Here is an 18169-nt window from a genome sequence, read left to right on the forward strand (position 1 = left end):
GACAATCCGTACGACGTCGGCATGATCGGACTGCTCGGGTACGGCGCGTGCTACGAGGCGCTGCAGGAGGCGGACCTGGTGGTGCTGCTGGGTCCGGGGGCGCAGCCCCCGCAGCACCGGGGACCGGGGGCGCGGCCCCCGCAGCGCGGGTCGCGGGAGGGAGGGGGACGCCCGCGGAGGTCGATACGACCTCCGCCGTCTGTGTGCGGCCGCCCGGCACCGCCCGATACACCTTCCCGCCCACATCCAGATGCGGCGCATCCTCCGTCGCGACCCACACCAGCGGCCGGGGCCGAGGCGAGCGGCCCTCCGACATCGCCATCTCGACCCCCGTCACCGTCCCCGCGAACGCCTCACCCGCGAGCCGCCGCGCAGCCATCACCAGCGGATCGTCGAGCGCCTCACCCGCCTCCAGCTCCGCCTGCGCCCGCTCGCGGGACGCGAGCTTGCGTGCCGCGGTCGTCGCGTCGTCGCGCCGCGGCTGCGGGGGCTCGCCGGCGCGCACCCGGTCGCGGTGGTGGGTGTACGACCAGCGGTCGCCGGTCCAGCGGACAGCGACGTGGGCGCCCGCCGGCAGCGGCCGCAGCAGGGCGACGCCCTCCCAGACCGCGTCCCAGGTGGGCCGGAGCTGGGACGCCAGCAGCTCGCGGATCTCGTCCTCCGCCCCGGGGACCCCCGCGTCGTAGCGGGCGGCCGCCGGCGCGAGGAGCCGGTTGTCGAAGGCCGGATCCGTGGCCGGACCGGCCGGCGGCGTGAGCAGCTGACCGCGCGCGTCGCGGGCCCGCTCCACCGACTCCGGGTCGGAGCCGCGCAGCCACGCGAGCAGCACGCCGAGGTGCTGGTCCTCCAGCTGGCTCTGGCCGGTCGCCCAGTGCCGGCCGAGGAGCTCCGTCATCGGCAGCAGCAGCGAGGAGCCGGGCGTACGGGCGCGCTCGGCGTAGTGCGTGAACCAGCGCCCGAGCAGCGGCACCCGCGGCGGCGCCGGATACGGCGTGTCCGGATCCTCCTCCGCCGTACGCCGGAAGCGCATGGAGCGGCCGAGCAGCCGGACGTAGTCCACACCGGGGGAGGACGGCACGAGCAGCTGCGGGGCGTCCGCGCAGACCTCGATCTCCTCGCCCTTGCGCTGCTCGGTCTCGACCTCGTCGGCGTACGACTCCAGATACGGCAGCACCACGTCCGCGAGCCGCGCCAGAAAGGCGAACCGCAGGTCGCGGTCGCGCGGCTGCGGCACGGTCAGCAGCTGGGGCTTCGCGGGATCGGTGCCGACCATCGCGCCGAGAGGCGCGGCCGCCTCACCGGCCGCGGTCAGCGGTACGAACACCAGCGGACGCTCCGACAGATGCCGGTGCCGCACCGTCGTCAGCGGCTGGGCCCGGCCCGCGCGCACCGCCTCGGCCCGGGCCAGCGTGACCATGAGGCTCATCCCGCCACCCCCAGCGCCTCGGCGCGCAGCCGCGCCGCCCGCCGCAGCGCGTCGGCGGCCGGGTCACCGGCCCCGTCGAGCCCGGAGGCGGCGTCGAGCACGGCGTCCACGGTGCGCAGGGCGCCGAGTTCGCCGCGCACCGACCGGCCGAGCGCCAGCACCTCGCCGGCCGCGCGGGACCGCCCGCGGCAGTGGAACGCCAGCTCGCAGGCCGCCAGGCACTCCGGCGAGTACGCCGCGGGCACCGCCTCCACCGAGCGCGTCAGCTCCGCGGCGGGGCGCTCCACGTCGAAGGACACGTCCCCCGGCAGCCCGGCGGCGATGGCCTCCAGCCGGGTCAGCCGCGCGAGCTGGCGGCGGGTCACCGACAGCTGCGGGCGTACGTCGAGCAGGTCGGCGGCGGGGGTGTTGGAGAAGTCCTTCGGGCAGACCAGCAGGACGCGTTCGCGCACGGTGTGGGCGGCGAGCGCCAGGACGTACACGGCGGACTGGCGGGCGGCGGCGCCGACCTTCGAGGGGTCGGCGGAGCCGTCGAGGATGGGGAAGGACTTGATCTCGATGACCGTCACCGTGCCGTCGGGGTCGACGACCACCGCGTCCGGCTCGAGGTAGACGGGCGAGCCGGCGACCTCCAGGCTCAGCATCGGATGGTCGAACAGCGTCCAGGCACCGCGCTCCACCGCCGCGCGCAGCTCCAGCGCGGTGCGCGCGGTACGACCCGCGGGGCCGGGCGCGGACAGGTCGGGGACCGTGACCTCGTCGGCGGCGGGCGCCTCCACGCCCAGCCGGCGGCAGAGCAGGCCCAGCAGCTCGGCGCCGCCGTCGGCCTTGACCTTCGCCTCGAAGGAGTTGCCGCGGGCGAACGCGAACTGCGACTGGCCGAAGGACGCCGGACTGCCCAGCGCCTGCGCCAGCTTCGCCTTGTCCACGCCGGCACCGTCCAGCAGGGCGCGGCGGCGGCAGCCGGGGTTGGCGGCGAGCGCGGCCAGCGCCCGGGCGTCGAGGGCGCGCGGCGCGACCCCCTCGCCGCGCAGGGCGGACAGCCGGGCGCGCAGTCCGGGTGCGGCGGGCGCCCCCTCGGCGGGCGGCGCCTCGGTGGTCGATGTCGCGCGGAGCGGCGCCTCAGAGGGAGGCGTGCTCGCCCTCGACGTCGGCGGCTGCTGGGCCGGCAGGGCGGCGGCCGCCGTCCGTGGAGGAGGCGGTGTCGCGCTGTCTGGGGATGTGCGGTCCACGCGCGGCAGTCTCCCACTCACCACTGACATCCGCGGCGGCGGGAGCGGCGGCGGGCGCGGCGGTCTTCTTGGTGAACGCGGTGCGCAGCCGGCCGAGTGTGAGGTCCGAGGCCCGCATCAGCGGCTTGGAGACCAGCCAGCCCAGACCCATCACGGCCGCGCCGGCGACCGCGTCGAGCAGGTAGTGGTTGGCGGTGCCCATCACGACGATGCAGATCACCGCCGGATAGGCCACGGCGAGCATCCGCACCGGGGTGGACTTCGCGTTCCGCCACAGCACGATGCCGCACCACAGCGCCCAGCCGCAGTGCAGGCTCGGCATGGCGGCGTACTGGTTGGTGAAGCCGCCCATCCCCCGGGGGGCGCTCGCCTCGCCGCCCCACCAGCCGTACGAGGCGTACTGGGCCATCGTGTCGACGAAGCCGTACTGCGGGTCCAGCAGGCGCGGCGGGCAGGTCGGCAGCAGGACGAAGCCGATCAGGCCGATCATCGTGGAGCCCAGCAGCCAGGTGCGCAGCCGCCGGTACTGGTCGCGGCAGCGGAACCAGACCCAGGCCAGGACGACGGGCGTGACCAGGTAGTGGAGGGTGGCGTAGATGAAGTCGGCGGGCACGCCGATGGTGGCGTGGGCCGTGAAGAGGCGGTTGAGCGGATGCTCGGCGTTGATGTGCAGGAACTTCTCGATGTCGAGGATCGCCAGGCCGTTGTCCGTCGCCTGGGTCTCGGCGCCGCGGGCCAGCAGCCGGCCGGCGGAGTAGGTGCTGTAGACGATGACGATGAGCAGAAGCTCCGCCCACCAGCGCTGTCGCCGTTCCACCGCCATCGTCCGCCTTCCCTTCCCGCGCCCCCGTTTCGGCGCATCGCCCACCGTACGGTGTAGACGAGGCCCGGTGCACCCGGCTTATGAGTGCGCGGGCAGGTAGACGCGTGGAGATCGGGTGAAGGTTGCCTCGATGTGGGAAAGCCCACGTCGCGCGCGGGCCGGGAGTCGCCGGGCGCGCGGACGGGAAGGGCTCAGCCCGCCGGCAGCGCCGCCGCCTCCCGCGTCCGGTCGAGGAACGGGCCGACGGCCGGATCGGCGGCGTACGGGCGCAGCCGGGCGGCCGTGGAGCGCAGCATGGTGCGGATGCGGGCCGACTTGACCTCGCCCAGGAGGTGCGCCGCCTTGTCGCCGGCCGCCGCGGCCTCGTCGGGACGGCCCCCGGCCGCCAGATCCCCGGCGAGCTGGGCGGTGAACAGCGCGATGTTCCGCGTGAAGTGCGGATCCTGCAGGGCCACGGCCCGGCGCGCGTGGGCCGCCGCGCGTTCGTGGTCGCCGAGCGCCGACCAGCACTGGGCCTCGAGCCCGGCCAGCTCCGCCTCGCCGTAGAACGACATCCACTCGGGGTCCGCGTCCGAGGGGCCGGCCGCGAAGAGGTCCTTCGCGCGGCCGAGCGCCTCCCGGCACGCGCCGCGGTCGCCGAGCCCCGCCCAGCCGCCCGCCTCGCGCAGCGCCAGCAGCGACCGCAGCCGGGCGGAGCCCAGATGCCGCGCCGCGGCCTGTGCGGCCTGCGCCGCCCGTACCGCCTCGTGGGGGCGCCCCGCGTCGCGCGCGAGGAAGGCCGTGTTGCAGAACGCGTGCGCCTCCAGCGCGGGGTCGCCGGCCACCCGTGCGGTGGCGAGGGCCTCCGCGTAGTGCGAGCGCGCGTCGGCGAAGCGGCCGGAGTCGTGGGCGAGCCAGCCGACCGAGATCGCCAGCTCGCCGGCGCCGGCGTGCAGCCGGTCGCTGACGGGCCGGCGCAGCGCGCCCGCGTCGACCAGGTCGTACGCCGAGCGCAGCGTCTGCCCGGCCTTCTCGTACAGGGCGTCGCCGCCGTGCCGGTCGTCGAGCAGCCGGATGCGGCGGACGGCCTCCTCCACGGCGGTCGCCTCGGTGGCGCCGGGCCGGCGCGTCCCGCGCCCGGTCGCCCCGGCGGGGGCGGCGGCGGTGCCCAGGGCCAGGCCGGCCATGGCGGCCGAGCCGCCGGTCATGAACGCGCGACGCAGCACGTCGCTCTCCTCGTCGGTACGGGTGTTGGGGGTCGTCCCCGGGCCCCGGCCGGCCAGGCGCTCGGCATCACCCTGGGGCGCGCGCGGAGCGCCGTGCGCCGTCCTGCGGCCGCGAACGGTCTCGCGGGGCGCGAAGCCCAGGTCGGCGAGCGTGTGTCCCGGGAACATGTGCAGGAACACCCGCTCGTAGGCGTAGTTGGGGCACCGGATCTCGCCGGACTCCACGCGCCCCACGTAGCGGGCGTCGCAGGAGACCTGCTCGCCGATCTCCCGCCCGGACCGCCGTACGGCAGCCGCGAACTCCCCAGGTGAACGATGCCCCCGCAGCCGGCGGAAGGCGGTGTTGGGTACAGGGGTCACCGCGTCACTGTTCACGTCGGCATCCCTCTTTCGTGGATCTGCGTACGGTGTTGCGGTGGCGGCGCCGGTGTCCGGAGGGACGCCGGTGCCGCCGTGAGTACCGGCGGGCACGAAGGTAGTGGCTCCACACCGGCAGGAATCCCGAGTTTGACTACAAACCGGATATCTCACCCGGCAAACGCCATGAAGTGCCATCCTTTGTGGCGTGTATGCGCCGTAGCTGTTGACGCGCTGTCGCGTTGAACCTGGTGCACAGGGGACGCGGCGACTGCGTAAGGAGGGGTTTCCCTTGCTGGAGACCGGCGTGGACACCAGCGGATCGCGGAGCGGGGCGGAGGGCCAGGACGGCCCGGACGGCCCGGAGCCCTGCGACCTGGTCACCGTTCCGGCCCGTCACGGGCTGGAGGCGGTCGACATCCTGCGGCTGCGGACCGCGGTGGGTCCCGTGCTGCACGACGGGGACTTCGACACCCTGGGCTTCCTGGTCCCGCCCGGCACGGCCGCGGCGTGGGACATGCCGGGGAGCGCCTGCACCCAGACCTGCGGCCGCGGCGTCTCGCTCGCCCCGCCCGTGACGGGCACCCAGTGGCTGGTCCCGCCGGAGCAGGCGGCGCCGGTCACGGACCCCGCGGTGCTGCGGGCGGCGCTGGGCGAGGCGCGCAGGACGATCGAGGCCGCGGACCGCTGCAGCTGAGCGCGGCCGGCTCCCGGGGCTGACCCCGGACCGGCCGTCGGCTCCCGGGGGCGGCAGCCCTCTTTGTGCGGCCCGTGCGCCACGCGCTCATACTGAACGCGTGGCAAGGCAGCGGCAGCGCGGACGGGAGTCCGTCGTGGAGCAGGTCGACGGCGGTACGGCGGAGATACGTCCCGATCCGGACCGTCCCCGCGGATACACGCTGCTCGTGGACGGCGCGCCCCAGTCGCACGTCGACCTCGAGGATCCGGCGTTCCTCTTCTTCGAGTACCAGCGCCGCCTCGGCCACGCCGTCGACCTCGCCGCCCCGCCCGGCCGCCCGCTGCGTGCCGTGCACCTGGGCGGCGGTGCGCTCACCCTTGCCCGCTACATCGCGGCCACCCGGCCCCGCTCCACCCAGCAGGTCGTCGAGATAGACGCCCCGCTGACCGCCCTCGTACGCCGTGAGCTGCCCCTTCAGGAGGGCTGGCGGATCCGGGTGCGCGCCGGGGACGCCCGGGAGGGCCTGGGCCGGCTCCCCGACGCCTCGGCGGACCTGGTGATCGCCGACGTCTTCCGGGTCGCCCGCACCCCGGCGCATCTGACGAGCGTCGAGTTCCTCGCCGAGGTACGCCGGGTGCTCGGCCCCGACGGCGTGTACGCCGCGAACCTCGCCGACGGCCCGCCGCTGCGGCACGTGCGCGCGCAGGTCGCCACCGCGCTCGCGGTCTTCCCCGAGGCGTGCCTGATGGCCGACCCGGCCGTGCTGCGCGGCAAGCGCTTCGGCAACGCGGTGCTGGTGGCCTCCGGCCTGCCGCTCCCCGTCGCCGAACTGACCCGCCGCGCCGCCACCGACCCGCACCCCGGCCGAACCCTGCACGGCCCGGAGCTGGCGTCCTTCACCGGCGGGGCGTCACCGGTGACCGACGCACGGGCGGTCGAGTCACCGCCACCGCCGTCGGGCGTCTTCCAGTGAGCCAAACGCCTCCGACGGCCTGATCCCGGACGACCACCCTCCGCAGGATCCGGGGCCTTCCCGCGCGCCCGGGTGGAGCCCGCCGTCGCTGCTCGATGGGCGAGAGGGGCAGGTCGTCCAGCTCGCCGGGGTGGTCGGTGACCAGCGCCGCCATCCGCCCGGTGATGTCGCCGCCGTCCTGGACGTGCTCCACCAGCCGCACCGGCCGCCCGCTGCGGTGCTCCTCCGACAGCTCCGCGACCACGTCCCAGGACAGGGCCCTCCGCCGCGGGGTCGACCGGCGCGTCCGGGTCGCGCAGCAGGCGGCGGTGCAGACGCCTGGTCGCCGGTCAGTCCCGGGCCCGAGTGGCGCCGCTCATGGTCAACCTCCCCGCGCTCAGGTCGCGTTCTCGTCGACCTCCACGAGCGGCTCGTGGTCGTGCCAGCTGCAGATGACCGAGTTCCGCCCGGAATCCCGGACGAAGTCCACCCGGATCCACTGCGCCTCCCGCCAGGACTCCATCGCCCAGCCGGAGTTGGGGGTCGCCGAGACCAGGGCGCACTCGTCGGTCATCTCGAAGACGACCCTGCCGCCGGAGACGGCATACGTCTTCACCTCACCGGCCGCCGGTGACGCCGCCCCGGTGGGGGAGGGCGGCCGGCCGGTGGCAGAGGATGCGGGGGCGGAGGGGGACGGGGTGGGGGAGGAGCCGCGGGACGGGGCGCGTTCGGCGGACTTCGTGGGGGAGGGGGACGGCGGCGGAGGCGTCGTACGGGCTGGCTGCCGCGACGGCTCCACCCCCGCGGCCGCCAACGGCCGTTGCGGATAAGCCGTGCTGGAGAGGACGGCGCGCACGCCGAACCACGACAGCGCGACCGCGCACAGCGTGGCCACGGCCCATGCGGCGAGAGGTACGAACCTTCGATGCATCACCCACATCCTGCCGCACCCGTCCCACCCGTGTGGCAGACAACGGCCAAGGGTGCGGGAACACCCGGACCGGAGGACAATGCGCCCCCTATACGCCGCGGACGAAGTCGTCAACAAGCGGGACCGGGCTCGCCCGTTTGGCGTACGTTGCCGGTCATGGCGAGTGTGCTCGTGGTCGAGGACGACCAGTTTGTGCGTTCGGCACTGATCCGGCATCTCAACGAGGCGGCCCACACCGTAAGGAGCGTGGGCACGGCCCTGCAGGCGCTGCGTGAGGTCGCGCACCACGGGTTCGACGTGGTCATCCTGGACCTCGGCCTGCCCGATCTGGACGGCGCCGAGGCCCTGAAGATGCTGCGCGGCATCACGGACGTGCCGGTGATCATCGCCACCGCCCGCGACGAGGAGACGGAGATCATCCGGCTGCTCAACGCGGGCGCCGACGACTACCTCGTCAAACCCTTCTCCGTGGAGCACCTGTCCGCCCGGCTCACCGCCGTGCTGCGCCGCTCCCGCGGCCGGGCGGAGGCGGAGCCCGCGACGACGGTGATCGAGGTCGGCGGGCTGACGGTCGACCCGCTGCGGCGGCAGGCGAAGCTGGACGGGGCGCGACTGGACCTCACCCGGCGCGAGTTCGACCTGCTGGCCTTCCTCGCCCGCCGGCCCGGCGTGGTCGTACCGCGCCGGGAGCTCCTCGCGGAGGTGTGGCGGCAGAGCTACGGCGACGACCAGACCATAGACGTCCATCTGTCGTGGCTGCGGCGCAAGCTGGGCGAGACGGCGGCCAGACCGCGCTATCTGCACACCCTGCGCGGCGTCGGGGTGAAGCTGGAGCCGCCTCCATGAGGTGGGCCCTGGTCAAGGTCTGCCTCGCCGTCACCGTGATGGTCGTGGTGGCGTTCGCCGTACCGCTGGCCATGATGGTGCGGGAGATGGCCCGGGACCGGGCGATCACCGACGCGGAGCGGCAGGCCGCGACGCTGGGGCCCGTGCTGGCCATCACCACCGAGCCCGACGCGCTGCGCCGGGCCGTCGCCTCCACCGAGTCCGCCTCGCAGCGGCGTATCGCCGTCCACGTCCCGGCCGGCGGCGGCCGGGCGGCCGTGGACATCGGCGACGCGCACGCCTCACGCGCCGCCGTCGCGTGGGCGGTGGTCGCGGGGCGCGCGCAGCTCGTGGACGTGGCCGGGGGGCACGCCTTCCTGCAGCCGACCCAGATCGGCGAACGGATGGCCGTGGTCGAGGTGTTCGTGCCCGAGGGGGAGCTGAGCCGGGGCGTCGCGGTGTCCTGGGCGGTGCTGGCCGGGGTGGGGGTGGCGCTCGTCGCGGGGTCGGCCCTCGTCGCGGACCGGCTGGGGAGCCGGCTCGTACGCCCCGCCGAGCGGCTCGCGGGGGCGGCCGGCGAGCTGGGCGCGGGCAGGCTCGGCGTCCGCGTGGAGGAGGACGGCCCGCGCGAACTGCGCGCCGCGGCGGCCGCCTTCAACACCATGGCCGACCAGGTCGCCCAGCTGCTCGCCAACGAACGCGAGCTGGCGGCCGACCTCTCGCACCGGCTGCGGACTCCGCTCACCTCGCTCCGGCTGAACGTCGCCTCCCTCGGCGAGGCCCCCGAGGCCGAGCAGACCCGGCAGGCCGTGGCGCGGCTGGAGCGCGAGGTCGACGAGATCATCGGCGCGGTACGCCAGCAGCACACCGCCCGCACCACGGCCGCCCCGCCGGGCTGCGACCTCGGCGAGGTCACCCGGGACCGGCTGGCGTTCTGGTCCGCCCTCGCCGAGGACGAACGCCGCGAGGTGCGGCTGGCCGGCGCCGGCAACACGGTGCGCGTCCCCGTCCCGCGCGCCGAACTCGCCGCCGCCCTCGACGCGATGATCGGCAACGTCTTCCGCCACACCCCCGAGGGCACCGCCTTCGCCGTGGACGTGCACAGCTCCGAGGACGCGGTGATCGTGCTCGTCTCGGACGCGGGCCCGGGCATCACCGACCCCGACGCGGCCCTGCGCCGGGGCGGCGGCGAGGGCGGTCCCGGGTCCACGGGCCTGGGCCTGGACATCGTGCGCCGGGTCGCCGAGTCGACGGGCGGGGACGTCCGCGTCGGCCGGTCGGTGCTGGGCGGGGCGGAGATACGGGTGTGGCTGTCGCTGGCCCCCGGCCCCCGCGAGGGCGACGGCCGGCGCCGGCACCGGCGGGGTCCGCGGCGGTCGACGCCTGTGTGACGGGGGCTCGACGCTGGTGTGACGCGGCCGGATCGACGTCCGTACGACGCGATGGGCTCAACGCTTGTGCGAAACGGCCAGCTCGATCAGGTACCGCTTGGTCACGCTGCCGCCGTAGCGCCCGTCGATCAGGTCCGCGACGCAGCCCAGCAGCCCGCTCCGGGCCTCGTCGGAGAGCGCCCGGTGGCCCGAGTAGGTCCGCAGCAGATCGAGATACGCGGCGGCGGTGTACGTCAGCTCCTGCTCGTACCGCCGGAAGACCGTGGGGCCGAACAGGCCGCTGCGTGCCACCTCCCCGGCGTGGTCCGCGTTGTCGACGTCGTCGGCCGCGGGAGGTCGCAGACCCGGCGGGGTGGAAGGGTCGAAGCGCTCGTAGCAGCGCTGCACCTCGACGAAGAACTCCCTGCTCCCGCCCTCGACATGCTGGCTGCGCACGACGGCGAGCGCCCCGCCGGGCCGCAGCGCCTTCGCCGCCCTGGCCATCCGTACGGCCGGATCGATCCAGTGGAACGCGGTGGCGGACACCACGGCGTCGAACGGCTCGGGCGGCAGCGGCCAGCTCTCGAACTCCGCGGTCACCACCTCGGCCGTGGTCCCGGCCAGGTTCCGCCGGGCGACCTGGGCCATCCGCGCCCCCGCCTCCACGGCGGTGACGAGGCACCCGCGCCCGGCCATCGGCACGGTGGCCTGCCCGGTCCCGCAGCCCACCTCCAGCACCCGGCTGCCCTCGCGGACGCCGGCGAGCCGGGCGAGGTCGTCGTACAGCCGCGGCGGATAGCCGGGGCGGGCACGGTCGTAGAGCTCCGCGTCCTCGTCGAAGATCCGGCTGAGCCGCCGGCGGCGGGATTCGTCGGGGGTGTCGTCGCGCTGGAGGGGTTCGGGTGACACGTGGACTCCTCGGTCCCGTTCGGTCCGTTGCCTGACCGCGCCAGTATCCCGGCGGAGAGAGCCTCCACGACCGCCGGGTCGCCCGCCGTCCGCCCCGGCACGGTGGCATTCTGGGGGCATGGACTCCCGACCCGTCTCCCACGCCGATGTCAAGAACGCCGCCGACCGGATCGAGGGGCTCGTACGCCCCGTCGCGATGGCGCAGGCGGCGCCGGACGTGTGGTTCGCGCTGGAGTTCCTGCAGCACACGGGGACGTTCAAGGCCCGCGGCGCGAGCAACTTCCTCGCCGCCCACCGCGACGCCGGTGAGGTGCCCGCCGCCGGTGTGGTCATCGCCTCCGGCGGCAACGCCGGGCTGGCCTGCGCCTGGGCCGCCCGTGAGCACGGCGTCCCGGCGCACGTCTTCCTGCCCCGCACCGCCCCCGCCGTGAAGGCCGACCGGCTGCGCGGCTACGGGGCCGACGTACGGCTCGAAGGGGCCACGTACCAGGAGGCGCTCGACGCCTCGCGGCGGTACGCCGAGGAGACCGGCGCCCTGCAGTCGCACGCCTACGACCACCCTCTGATCTCCGCCGGCGCGGGCACCCTGCTGCTGGAGATCGCCGACGCGGCGCCCGTCGACACGGTCGTCGTCTCGGTGGGCGGCGGCGGGCTGTTCTCCGGCATGGCGGCCGCCGCCGACAGCCTGGGCATCCGCATGGTCGCCGTCGAGCCGGAGAACTGCCGCGCCCTGAACGCCGAACTGACGGCGGGGCACGTCGTCGACTCCCCGGTGGACTCCGTCGCCGCCGACTCCCTCGGCGCCACGCGCGTCTCCCAGGACGCCCTGTGGTGGATCCAGCAGCCCGGCAACCGCTCCGTGCTGGTCGCCGACGACCAGATCGTCGCCGTACGCCGCAAGCTGTGGGCGGAGCACCGGCTGGCCGTCGAGCACGCGGCGGCCACGGCGCTCGCGGCCCTGGAGTACGGCGTGTACCGCCCGGAGCCGGGCGAGCGGGTCGCGGTGGTGCTGTGCGGAGCGAACACGGACCCGTCCGACCTGGTGACCGGGCCCCGGGCGTAGCACGTCGCCGGATCCCCCGCCGCCGTCCGCCCCCTCCGCGGACGGCACCAGGAAACCACGGGCTCGGAACGCAACCGCCCGCCTCCGGGGGGCGTGTCACGTCCCCGCTCGCGCAACCACCTCCTCCCAGGGGGTCTGGGGGCGAAGCCCCCAGAGGTTTCACGTGCCCGCCTAGCCGAACAGCTGCGCCCCGCCGGCAGGCGCCGGGCACAGCCGTCGTCCCTGGTCGTCGAAGACGAACAGCCGGCGGGTGTTGAGCAGCACCGGCATCCGATCGCCGACCAGCGGGTTCATCCCCGCCTCGGCCCGTACGACCAGATCCCCGACGGGTCTCGCCGGAACCGGCGGCGGGGGCGCGTCGGGCTCCTCCCGCCGCCCGTACCAGCGCGCCAGCGTCGTCTGCAGCGCTCCGTTCGGCGCGGTCCGCCGCGCCCGCGGCATGAAACGGGGCGCCTCCAGGGCCGGCACCACCGCGGGCTGCGCACCGATGCCCAGATGGACGAGCGTCTCGTGGCCCTGGTACTCGACCTGCTCGACCACCCCGCGCAGCGCCACCTCGTGCGGTCCGGCGCGCTCCGGCCCCGCGATGCGTACGTCCTCCGCGCGTACGCCGATCAGCAGGGGCCGGTGCTGCTGGATCCGCAGCAACTGGTGGTCGGGCGGCAGCGGATGGGGCAGCGGGAGGCGCTGCCGGCCGAGGTCCACGAAGATCGAGCCGTCCAGCGGCGCCAGCACGGTCCCCGCCAGCAGGTTGATCCGCGGTACGCCGACGAACGCGGCCACGAACACGTTCGCCGGCATCCGGTACAGCTCGCGCGGCGTGTCGGCCTGCTGCAGCACGCCGTCGCGCAGCACCGCCACCCGGTCGCCGAGCGACATCGCCTCGCTCTGGTCGTGGGTGACGTACACGGTGGTGGTGCCCAGCTCCCGGGTGAGGCGGGCGATCTCCACGCGCAGCTGGTTGCGCAGCTTGGCGTCCAGGCTGGACAGCGGCTCGTCCAGGAGGAACGCCGAGGGGGCCCGTACCACCGCGCGCCCGATCGCCACCCGCTGCCGCTCGCCGCCGGACATCTGCCCGGGGCGGCGGCCCAGCAGCTCGGTCACGCCCAGCAGCTGCGCCGCCCAGTCCACCCGGGGCCGCGACTCGGCGTCCGTCATCCGGTCCAGCCGTAACGGGAAGCCGATGTTCTGGGCGCCGGTCATCGCCGGGTACAGCGCGGAGGACTGGAACACCATCGCGATGTTCCGGGCGGCCGGCGGGAGGTCGCCGGCGGGCTGCCCGTCCAGCCACACCTCCCCGGAGGTCGTCGACTCCAGCCCCGCGATCAGCCGCAGCAGCGTGGACTTGCCGCACCCCGAGGGGCCCAGCAGGACGAGGAACTCCCCCGGGTCGATGTCCAGCGACACCCGGTTGACCGCCGGGATCCGCCGGCCGTACGTCTTGCTGACCTCCCGCAGACTGATCGCGCCGGTCGTCATCTCGGTGGCTCCTGCAGTACCCCGCCGCGCGCCACCCGCCCGTACCAGCGCGCGCTCTGCTTCGGGATGCGCGTCTGCGAGGGGTAGTCGACGTACACGGCGCCGAAGCGCTTGCTGTAGCCGTACGCCCACTCGAAGTTGTCCATCAGGGACCACAGGAAGTAGCCGCGTACGTCCACGCCGTCCGCGATCGCCCGGTGTACGGCGGCGAGGTGGCCGTGCAGGTACGCGGTCCGCTCCGGGTCGTTGACCTGGCCGTCGGCGTCGGGCTTGTCGTCGTACGCGGCGCCGTTCTCGGTGATGAGGAGCGGCAGGCCGGGGGCGTCCGCGGCGAAGCGCTTCAGCAGGTCGTACAGGCCGGTGGGGTCGACCGTCCAGCCCATCGCGGTGCGCTCGCCGGGCGGCTGGTGGAAGGCGACCCGCTCGGCGCCGACCCAGGGGGACGCGCCGCCGCCGTGGCCGTCGTCGCGCGGGCCCTCCTCGCCGTCGGCGAGGGCGGAGACCAGGGTGGGCGTGTAGTAGTTCAGACCCAGGAAGTCCAGCGGCTGGCGGATGTTGGCGAGGTCGCCCTCGCGGACGAAGGACCAGTCGGTGAGCTTGGCGGTGTCCGCCAGCAGATCCTCGTCGTAGCGGCCGAAGAGCAGCGGAGACGTGAAGACGCGGGTGGCCAGGGCGTCGATACGGCGGGCCGCGTCGACGTCCGCCGCGTCGTCGGTGAGGGGACGCACCTGCGCCGGGTTCAGGCAGATGCCGAGCTGGGCGCGGGCCGGGACGGTGGCGCGCAGCGCCTGGGCGGCCAGTCCGTGGGCGAGGTTCAGATGGTGGGCGGCGCGCAGCGCGGCGACCGGGACGGTGCGGCCGGGGGCGTGCACGCCGGCGGCGTAACCCAGGAAGGCGCTGCACCAGGGCTCGTTGAGCGTGGACCACAGCTCGACGCGGTCGCCGAGGGCCTCGCCGACGAGCGCGGCGTACTCCGCGAAGCGCACCGCGGTGTCGCGGTGCGGCCAGCCGCCCGCGTCCTCCAGCTCCTGCGGCAGGTCCCAGTGGTAGAGGGTGAGCGACGGGGCGATGCCGTGGGCGAGCAGCTCGTCGATCAGCCGCTTGTAGAAGTCGATGCCGCGCTGGACTGCGGGCCCGCGGCCGGTGGGCTGCACCCGGCTCCAGGACACGGAGAAGCGGTAGGCCGTGAGGCCCAGCTCGGCCATGAGCTTCACGTCGTCCGCGAAGCGGTGGTAGTGGTCCACCGCGGTATCGCCGGTGTCGCCGCCGAGCACCTTGCCCGGGGTGTGGGAGAAGGTGTCCCAGATGGAGGGGGTGCGGCCGTCCTTGGCCGCCGCACCTTCGATCTGGTACGCGGCGGTGGCGGCACCCCACAGGAAGCCGGACGGAAAGGTCACCTTGGCGTCGGTCATTGGGAGCGCTCCCATCGAGAGTCGGCCTGAGCCCACGCGGGCACGAGGGCACGGGGCAGGGCGGGGAAGTTCCGGGCGGGGAGGGGAAGGGGGCGGCGGGCGAGCGGCTCTGGTCGCCCGGCCCCCTGGCAACGCTGCGGCGGTCAGCCCTTGATGGCCCCGGACATGATGCCGCCCACGATCTGTCTGCCGAACAGGGCGAGCAGTACCAGCAGGGGCAGCGTGCCGAGCAGGGCGCCGGCCATGATGATCGACTGGTCGGGCACATAGCCGCGGCCCAGCGAGGTGAGCGCGACCTGCACGGTCGGATTGTCCTGGGTCAGGGCGATGATCGGCCAGAAGAACTCGTTCCACGCGGCCACGAACGTCAGCATCCCGAGCACGGCCATCGCGGGCCGCGCCGCCGGGAACACCACGTGCCACACGATCCGCAGACTGTGCGCGCCGTCCACCCGGGCCGCCTCGATCAGCTCGGTGGGCAGCGCCTGCTCCAGGTACTGCCGCATGAAGAACACGCCGAACGCGCTCACCAGGAACGGCAGGATCACCGCCTGCAGATGGTTGGTCCACTCCAGCTCCGCGATCGCCATGAACAGCGGCACCACGCTCAGCTGCGGCGGCACCATCATGGTGCCGATCACCAGCAGGAGCAGCAGGTTCTTGAAGCGGAAGCGCAGCTTGGCGAAGGCGAAACCGGCCAGCGTGCCGAAGAGCACCGTGCCGAGGGCCACCGTGCCCGCCACCAGCGTGGTGTTCACCAGCGCCAGACCCAGATTGGCGTCGGTCCAGGCGTACTCGAGGTTCTTGAAGAGGTTGCCGCCGAACCACAGCGGCGGCGGGGTCTCGGAGAGCCGGGTGTTGTTGCGGGACGCCGCCACGGCCGTCCAGAACAGCGGGAAGATCGAGATCACGGTGAACGCGATCAGCAGCCCGTACGCCAGCTTGCCGCCGTGGTGCTGACCGCCCGCGGTCCCGGCCCGGGCCCGGCGCCGGTGTCGCGGGGCCGTACCCGCGCCCCCGGCGTCGGCGGTCTTCGTCAACAGTGCCATGTCTGTGGGCTCCGTTCCGTCAGTTCTTCCGCAGCCGGCGCTGGACCAGCGCGCTGACCACGCCGATCACGACCAGCAGCAGGAACATCACCCAGGCGATCGCCGCCGCCCGGCCGAGGTTGAGATTGACCCAGCCCTGTTCGTACAGATAGAGGCCGAGCGTCTGGTACTGGTGGTCCGAGCCTCCCGCGGCGCCCGCCGTCGGGTTGAACAGCAGCGGCTCGCCGAAGAGCTGCATCGCGCCGATCGTCGAGACCACGACCGTGAACAGGATGGTCGGGCGCAGCGACGGGATCGTGACGTTGCGGAACTGCTGCCAGCGGCTCGCGCCGTCGATCTCCGCCGCCTCGTACAGATCCCGCGGCACGGCCTGCATCGCGGCCAGGTAGATCAGCGTGTTGTAGCCGGTCCAGCGCCAGATCACGATGGTGGAGACGGCGATCTGGGACGACCAGGTGCCGGACTGCCAGTCGATGTTGTCGACACCGACCAGGCCCAGCGCCCAGTTGATCATGCCGTAGTCCCGGCCGAAGAGCATCACGAAGACCAGCGTCGCCGCCGCCACCGAGGTGGCGTACGGGGCGAGCATCGTGACCCGGAAGAACATCGAGCCGCGCAGCCGGTAGTTGAGCAGATGGGCCAGGCCCAGCGCCATCATCAGCTGCGGAACGGTGGAGATCACGCCGATGGAGAACGTGTTCTGCAGCGCGTTCCAGAAGAAGTCGTCGTCCAGGATCCGGGAGTAGTTGCGCAGGCCCACCCATTCCATGTGGTTCGGGTCGGTGAGCGAGACCTTGTGGAGCGACGCCCAGCCCGTGTACAGCAGCGGGAAGAGCCCGAAGGCGCCGAAGAAGAGGAAGAACGGGGAGATGAAGGCGAGCGGGCTGTACTTCATGTCCCAGCGGTAGCGGCGGCTGGCCCGGGCCCGCCGGGCGTCGGCCATCGCCTCGGCCTGATCGCGCGGGCCCGCGCCCCCCTCCGTGGAGAGGGGCGCGGACTTGTTCACTGCGGGTGAGGTCACTTTTCGCTCACTGGTCCAGAGCGTTGTCCACGGCCTTCATCGCCGCGTCCCAGGCGTCGTCCGGGTTCTTCTTGCCCTGCTCGATCTGGAGCAGGCCGACCTGGCCGATGTTCTGCTGGATGATCTGGTCCTTCGGGCCGAGCACCTGCACCGGGATGCCCTTGGCGGCCTCGGCGTAGATCGTGCCGATGGGCGCGCCGGCGAAGAAGTCGTTCGTCGCGTTCGCGACGTCCGGCAGATCGTACGCGGGCGGGGAGCTGGGGAAGCTGCCGCGCTCGGCGAAGAGCTTCGCCTGCTGCTCGGGGGCGGTCAGCCAGGCGGCGAGCTTGGCGGCCTCCTCCTTGTTCTTGCCGGCCTCGGGGACACCGAGGTACGAGCCGCCCCAGTTGCCGGCCTTCGGCGCCGCGGCGACGTCCCACTTGCCGTTGCCGGCGTCGCCGGCCTTGTCCTTGATGTAGCCCTGCATCCACGGCGGGCAGGAGATGGTGGCGAAGGTGCCCTTGTTCATCGCCTGGTCCCACGGCTTGGAGAACTGCTCGAGCTTCGCCGTGAGGCCGTCCGCCGCGGCCGAGGCGGCCACGTCGTAGGCGGCCTTGACGTCCGGGTTGGTCTTGTAGATGGCCTCGCCCGCGTCGTCGTAGTAGCGGGTCGCCGCGGAGGAGATCGCCGCGTTGTACAGACCGCCGGCCGAGTCGACCCAGGTCACGCCCTTCTTGGCCTTTCCCTGGAAGGTCTTGCCGGCGTCGAGGTACTTCTGCCAGTCACCGGCCCAGAGCTTGGCGACCTCCGCGCGGTCGGTCGGCAGGCCGGCCGCCTCGAACAGGTCCTTGCGGTAGCAGATCGCCATCGGGCCGATGTCGGTGCCCAGGCCGATGACCTTGCCGTCCTTGGTGGAGCCCTGGTCCCACTTCCAGGGGAGGAAGTTCTCCTTCTTCGCGCCCTCCGCCTTCGACAGGTCCATGAACTTGTCGGCCTGGGTGGCGGTGACCTCGGCGATGTTGGCGATCTCGATGCCCTGGATGTCGGAGAGACCGCTGTTGCTCGCCAGGTGGGTCAGCAGCTGCGGGTAGTAGTTCTCGTTCCGCTCGATCGTGGTCTGCTTGATGGTGATCTCGGGGTGCAGCTTCATGTAGTCGTCGTAGAGCCCGGCCTCCTGGTAGCCGAACGCGCCGAACAGACCGATGGAGATGGTGGTCTTGCCCTTGCCGTCGGTCTTCTTCGCCGGCTCGTCGCCGCTGTCGTCATCGCTCGCGCAGCCGGCCAGCAGGCCGGCGCCGAGGGCGGCGGTCGCCATGAGGGCGGCCGCCCGGCGGATTGTGCGGTAGCTGCGCACTGCGTTCCTCCTAGACGTGTGGGTCCGAACTCCCGCCTGCCCCCCGGGTGTGCGCACGGGTGCCCCTGAAGTCATCGGCTCGCGGCTCAGGCTCTGGCGTGGT

16 protein-coding genes are annotated in these 18169 nt (G+C 73.8%); 5 read left to right on the top strand and 11 right to left on the bottom strand.

Going from position 1 to position 18169, the window contains the following annotated elements:
* The 4 genes from AB0M28_RS26675 to AB0M28_RS26690 all read right to left on the bottom strand — a co-directional run.
* On the bottom strand, window positions 1-1426 hold a 1426-nt coding region (locus AB0M28_RS26675), incomplete at its 3' end, for a hypothetical protein (protein WP_365410017.1).
* The gene (locus AB0M28_RS26680; protein ID WP_365410101.1) at window positions 1423-2481 is read right to left on the bottom strand and encodes a hypothetical protein; all 1059 of its coding nucleotides are present in this window, start codon (window positions 2479-2481) and stop codon (window positions 1423-1425) included. The genes AB0M28_RS26675 and AB0M28_RS26680, both read right to left, overlap by 4 nt.
* A 67-nt stretch (window positions 2482-2548) precedes the next feature.
* Window positions 2549-3481 (bottom strand): phosphatase PAP2 family protein, encoded by a 933-nt coding sequence (locus AB0M28_RS26685; RefSeq protein WP_365410020.1) that lies wholly within the window; start codon window positions 3479-3481, stop codon window positions 2549-2551.
* A gap of 191 nt (window positions 3482-3672) precedes the next feature.
* On the bottom strand, window positions 3673-5046 hold the full coding sequence (locus AB0M28_RS26690) for a hypothetical protein (protein WP_365410023.1): 1374 nt from the start codon (window positions 5044-5046) through the stop codon (window positions 3673-3675).
* Between the two features lie 304 nt (window positions 5047-5350).
* Here AB0M28_RS26690 and AB0M28_RS26695 point away from each other — a divergent pair, with 304 nt between their 5' ends.
* Window positions 5351-5740: a hypothetical protein gene (locus tag AB0M28_RS26695; protein ID WP_365410104.1), complete on the top strand. Its 390-nt coding sequence runs from the start codon at window positions 5351-5353 to the stop codon at window positions 5738-5740.
* A gap of 100 nt (window positions 5741-5840) precedes the next feature.
* Window positions 5841-6695, top strand: coding sequence for a fused MFS/spermidine synthase (locus AB0M28_RS26700; RefSeq protein ID WP_365410026.1), 855 nt, complete (start codon window positions 5841-5843; stop codon window positions 6693-6695).
* A 376-nt stretch (window positions 6696-7071) separates the two neighbouring features.
* Here AB0M28_RS26700 and AB0M28_RS26705 read toward each other — a convergent pair whose 3' ends face one another.
* Entirely contained in the window at window positions 7072-7605 is a 534-nt protein-coding gene (locus AB0M28_RS26705) for a hypothetical protein (protein WP_365410029.1), read from the bottom strand.
* 156 nt (window positions 7606-7761) lie between these two features.
* Here AB0M28_RS26705 and AB0M28_RS26710 point away from each other — a divergent pair, with 156 nt between their 5' ends.
* On the top strand, window positions 7762-8451 hold the full coding sequence (locus AB0M28_RS26710; protein ID WP_365410032.1) for a response regulator transcription factor: 690 nt from the start codon (window positions 7762-7764) through the stop codon (window positions 8449-8451).
* Entirely contained in the window at window positions 8448-9821 is a 1374-nt protein-coding gene (locus AB0M28_RS26715) for a HAMP domain-containing sensor histidine kinase (protein WP_365410035.1), read from the top strand. The genes AB0M28_RS26710 and AB0M28_RS26715 overlap by 4 nt, the downstream gene beginning before the upstream one ends.
* Before the next feature lie 57 nt (window positions 9822-9878).
* Here the strand turns inward: AB0M28_RS26715 and AB0M28_RS26720 are convergent, their stop codons facing one another.
* Window positions 9879-10709 carry a class I SAM-dependent methyltransferase gene (locus AB0M28_RS26720; RefSeq protein WP_365410038.1) on the bottom strand — a complete coding sequence of 277 codons (831 nt, stop codon included), beginning with the start codon at window positions 10707-10709 and terminating at the stop codon, window positions 9879-9881.
* Between the two features lie 118 nt (window positions 10710-10827).
* Between AB0M28_RS26720 and AB0M28_RS26725 the strand changes: the two genes are divergently transcribed.
* A complete protein-coding gene (locus tag AB0M28_RS26725) occupies window positions 10828-11772 on the top strand; it encodes a serine/threonine dehydratase (RefSeq protein WP_365410041.1) in 945 nt (314 codons plus the stop codon).
* 171 nt (window positions 11773-11943) lie between these two features.
* Here AB0M28_RS26725 and AB0M28_RS26730 read toward each other — a convergent pair whose 3' ends face one another.
* The 5 genes from AB0M28_RS26730 to AB0M28_RS26750 all read right to left on the bottom strand — a co-directional run bounded on the left by AB0M28_RS26730 (window position 11944) and on the right by AB0M28_RS26750 (window position 18027).
* Window positions 11944-13251, bottom strand: coding sequence for an ABC transporter ATP-binding protein (locus tag AB0M28_RS26730; protein WP_365410044.1), 1308 nt, complete (start codon window positions 13249-13251; stop codon window positions 11944-11946).
* The gene (locus tag AB0M28_RS26735; protein WP_365410047.1) at window positions 13248-14663 is read right to left on the bottom strand and encodes a GH1 family beta-glucosidase; all 1416 of its coding nucleotides are present in this window, start codon (window positions 14661-14663) and stop codon (window positions 13248-13250) included. The genes AB0M28_RS26730 and AB0M28_RS26735 overlap by 4 nt, the downstream gene beginning before the upstream one ends.
* A gap of 143 nt (window positions 14664-14806) precedes the next feature.
* Window positions 14807-15712, bottom strand: coding sequence for a carbohydrate ABC transporter permease (locus tag AB0M28_RS26740; RefSeq protein WP_365410050.1), 906 nt, complete (start codon window positions 15710-15712; stop codon window positions 14807-14809).
* A gap of 19 nt (window positions 15713-15731) precedes the next feature.
* Window positions 15732-16655 (bottom strand): sugar ABC transporter permease, encoded by a 924-nt coding sequence (locus AB0M28_RS26745; RefSeq protein WP_365410107.1) that lies wholly within the window; start codon window positions 16653-16655, stop codon window positions 15732-15734.
* An 85-nt stretch (window positions 16656-16740) separates the two neighbouring features.
* Entirely contained in the window at window positions 16741-18027 is a 1287-nt protein-coding gene (locus AB0M28_RS26750) for an extracellular solute-binding protein (RefSeq protein ID WP_365410110.1), read from the bottom strand.
* Window positions 18028-18169 lie beyond the last annotated feature (142 nt).

This window comes from Streptomyces sp. NPDC051940, assembly GCF_040680895.1.
GTDB lineage: Bacteria > Actinomycetota > Actinomycetes > Streptomycetales > Streptomycetaceae > Streptomyces.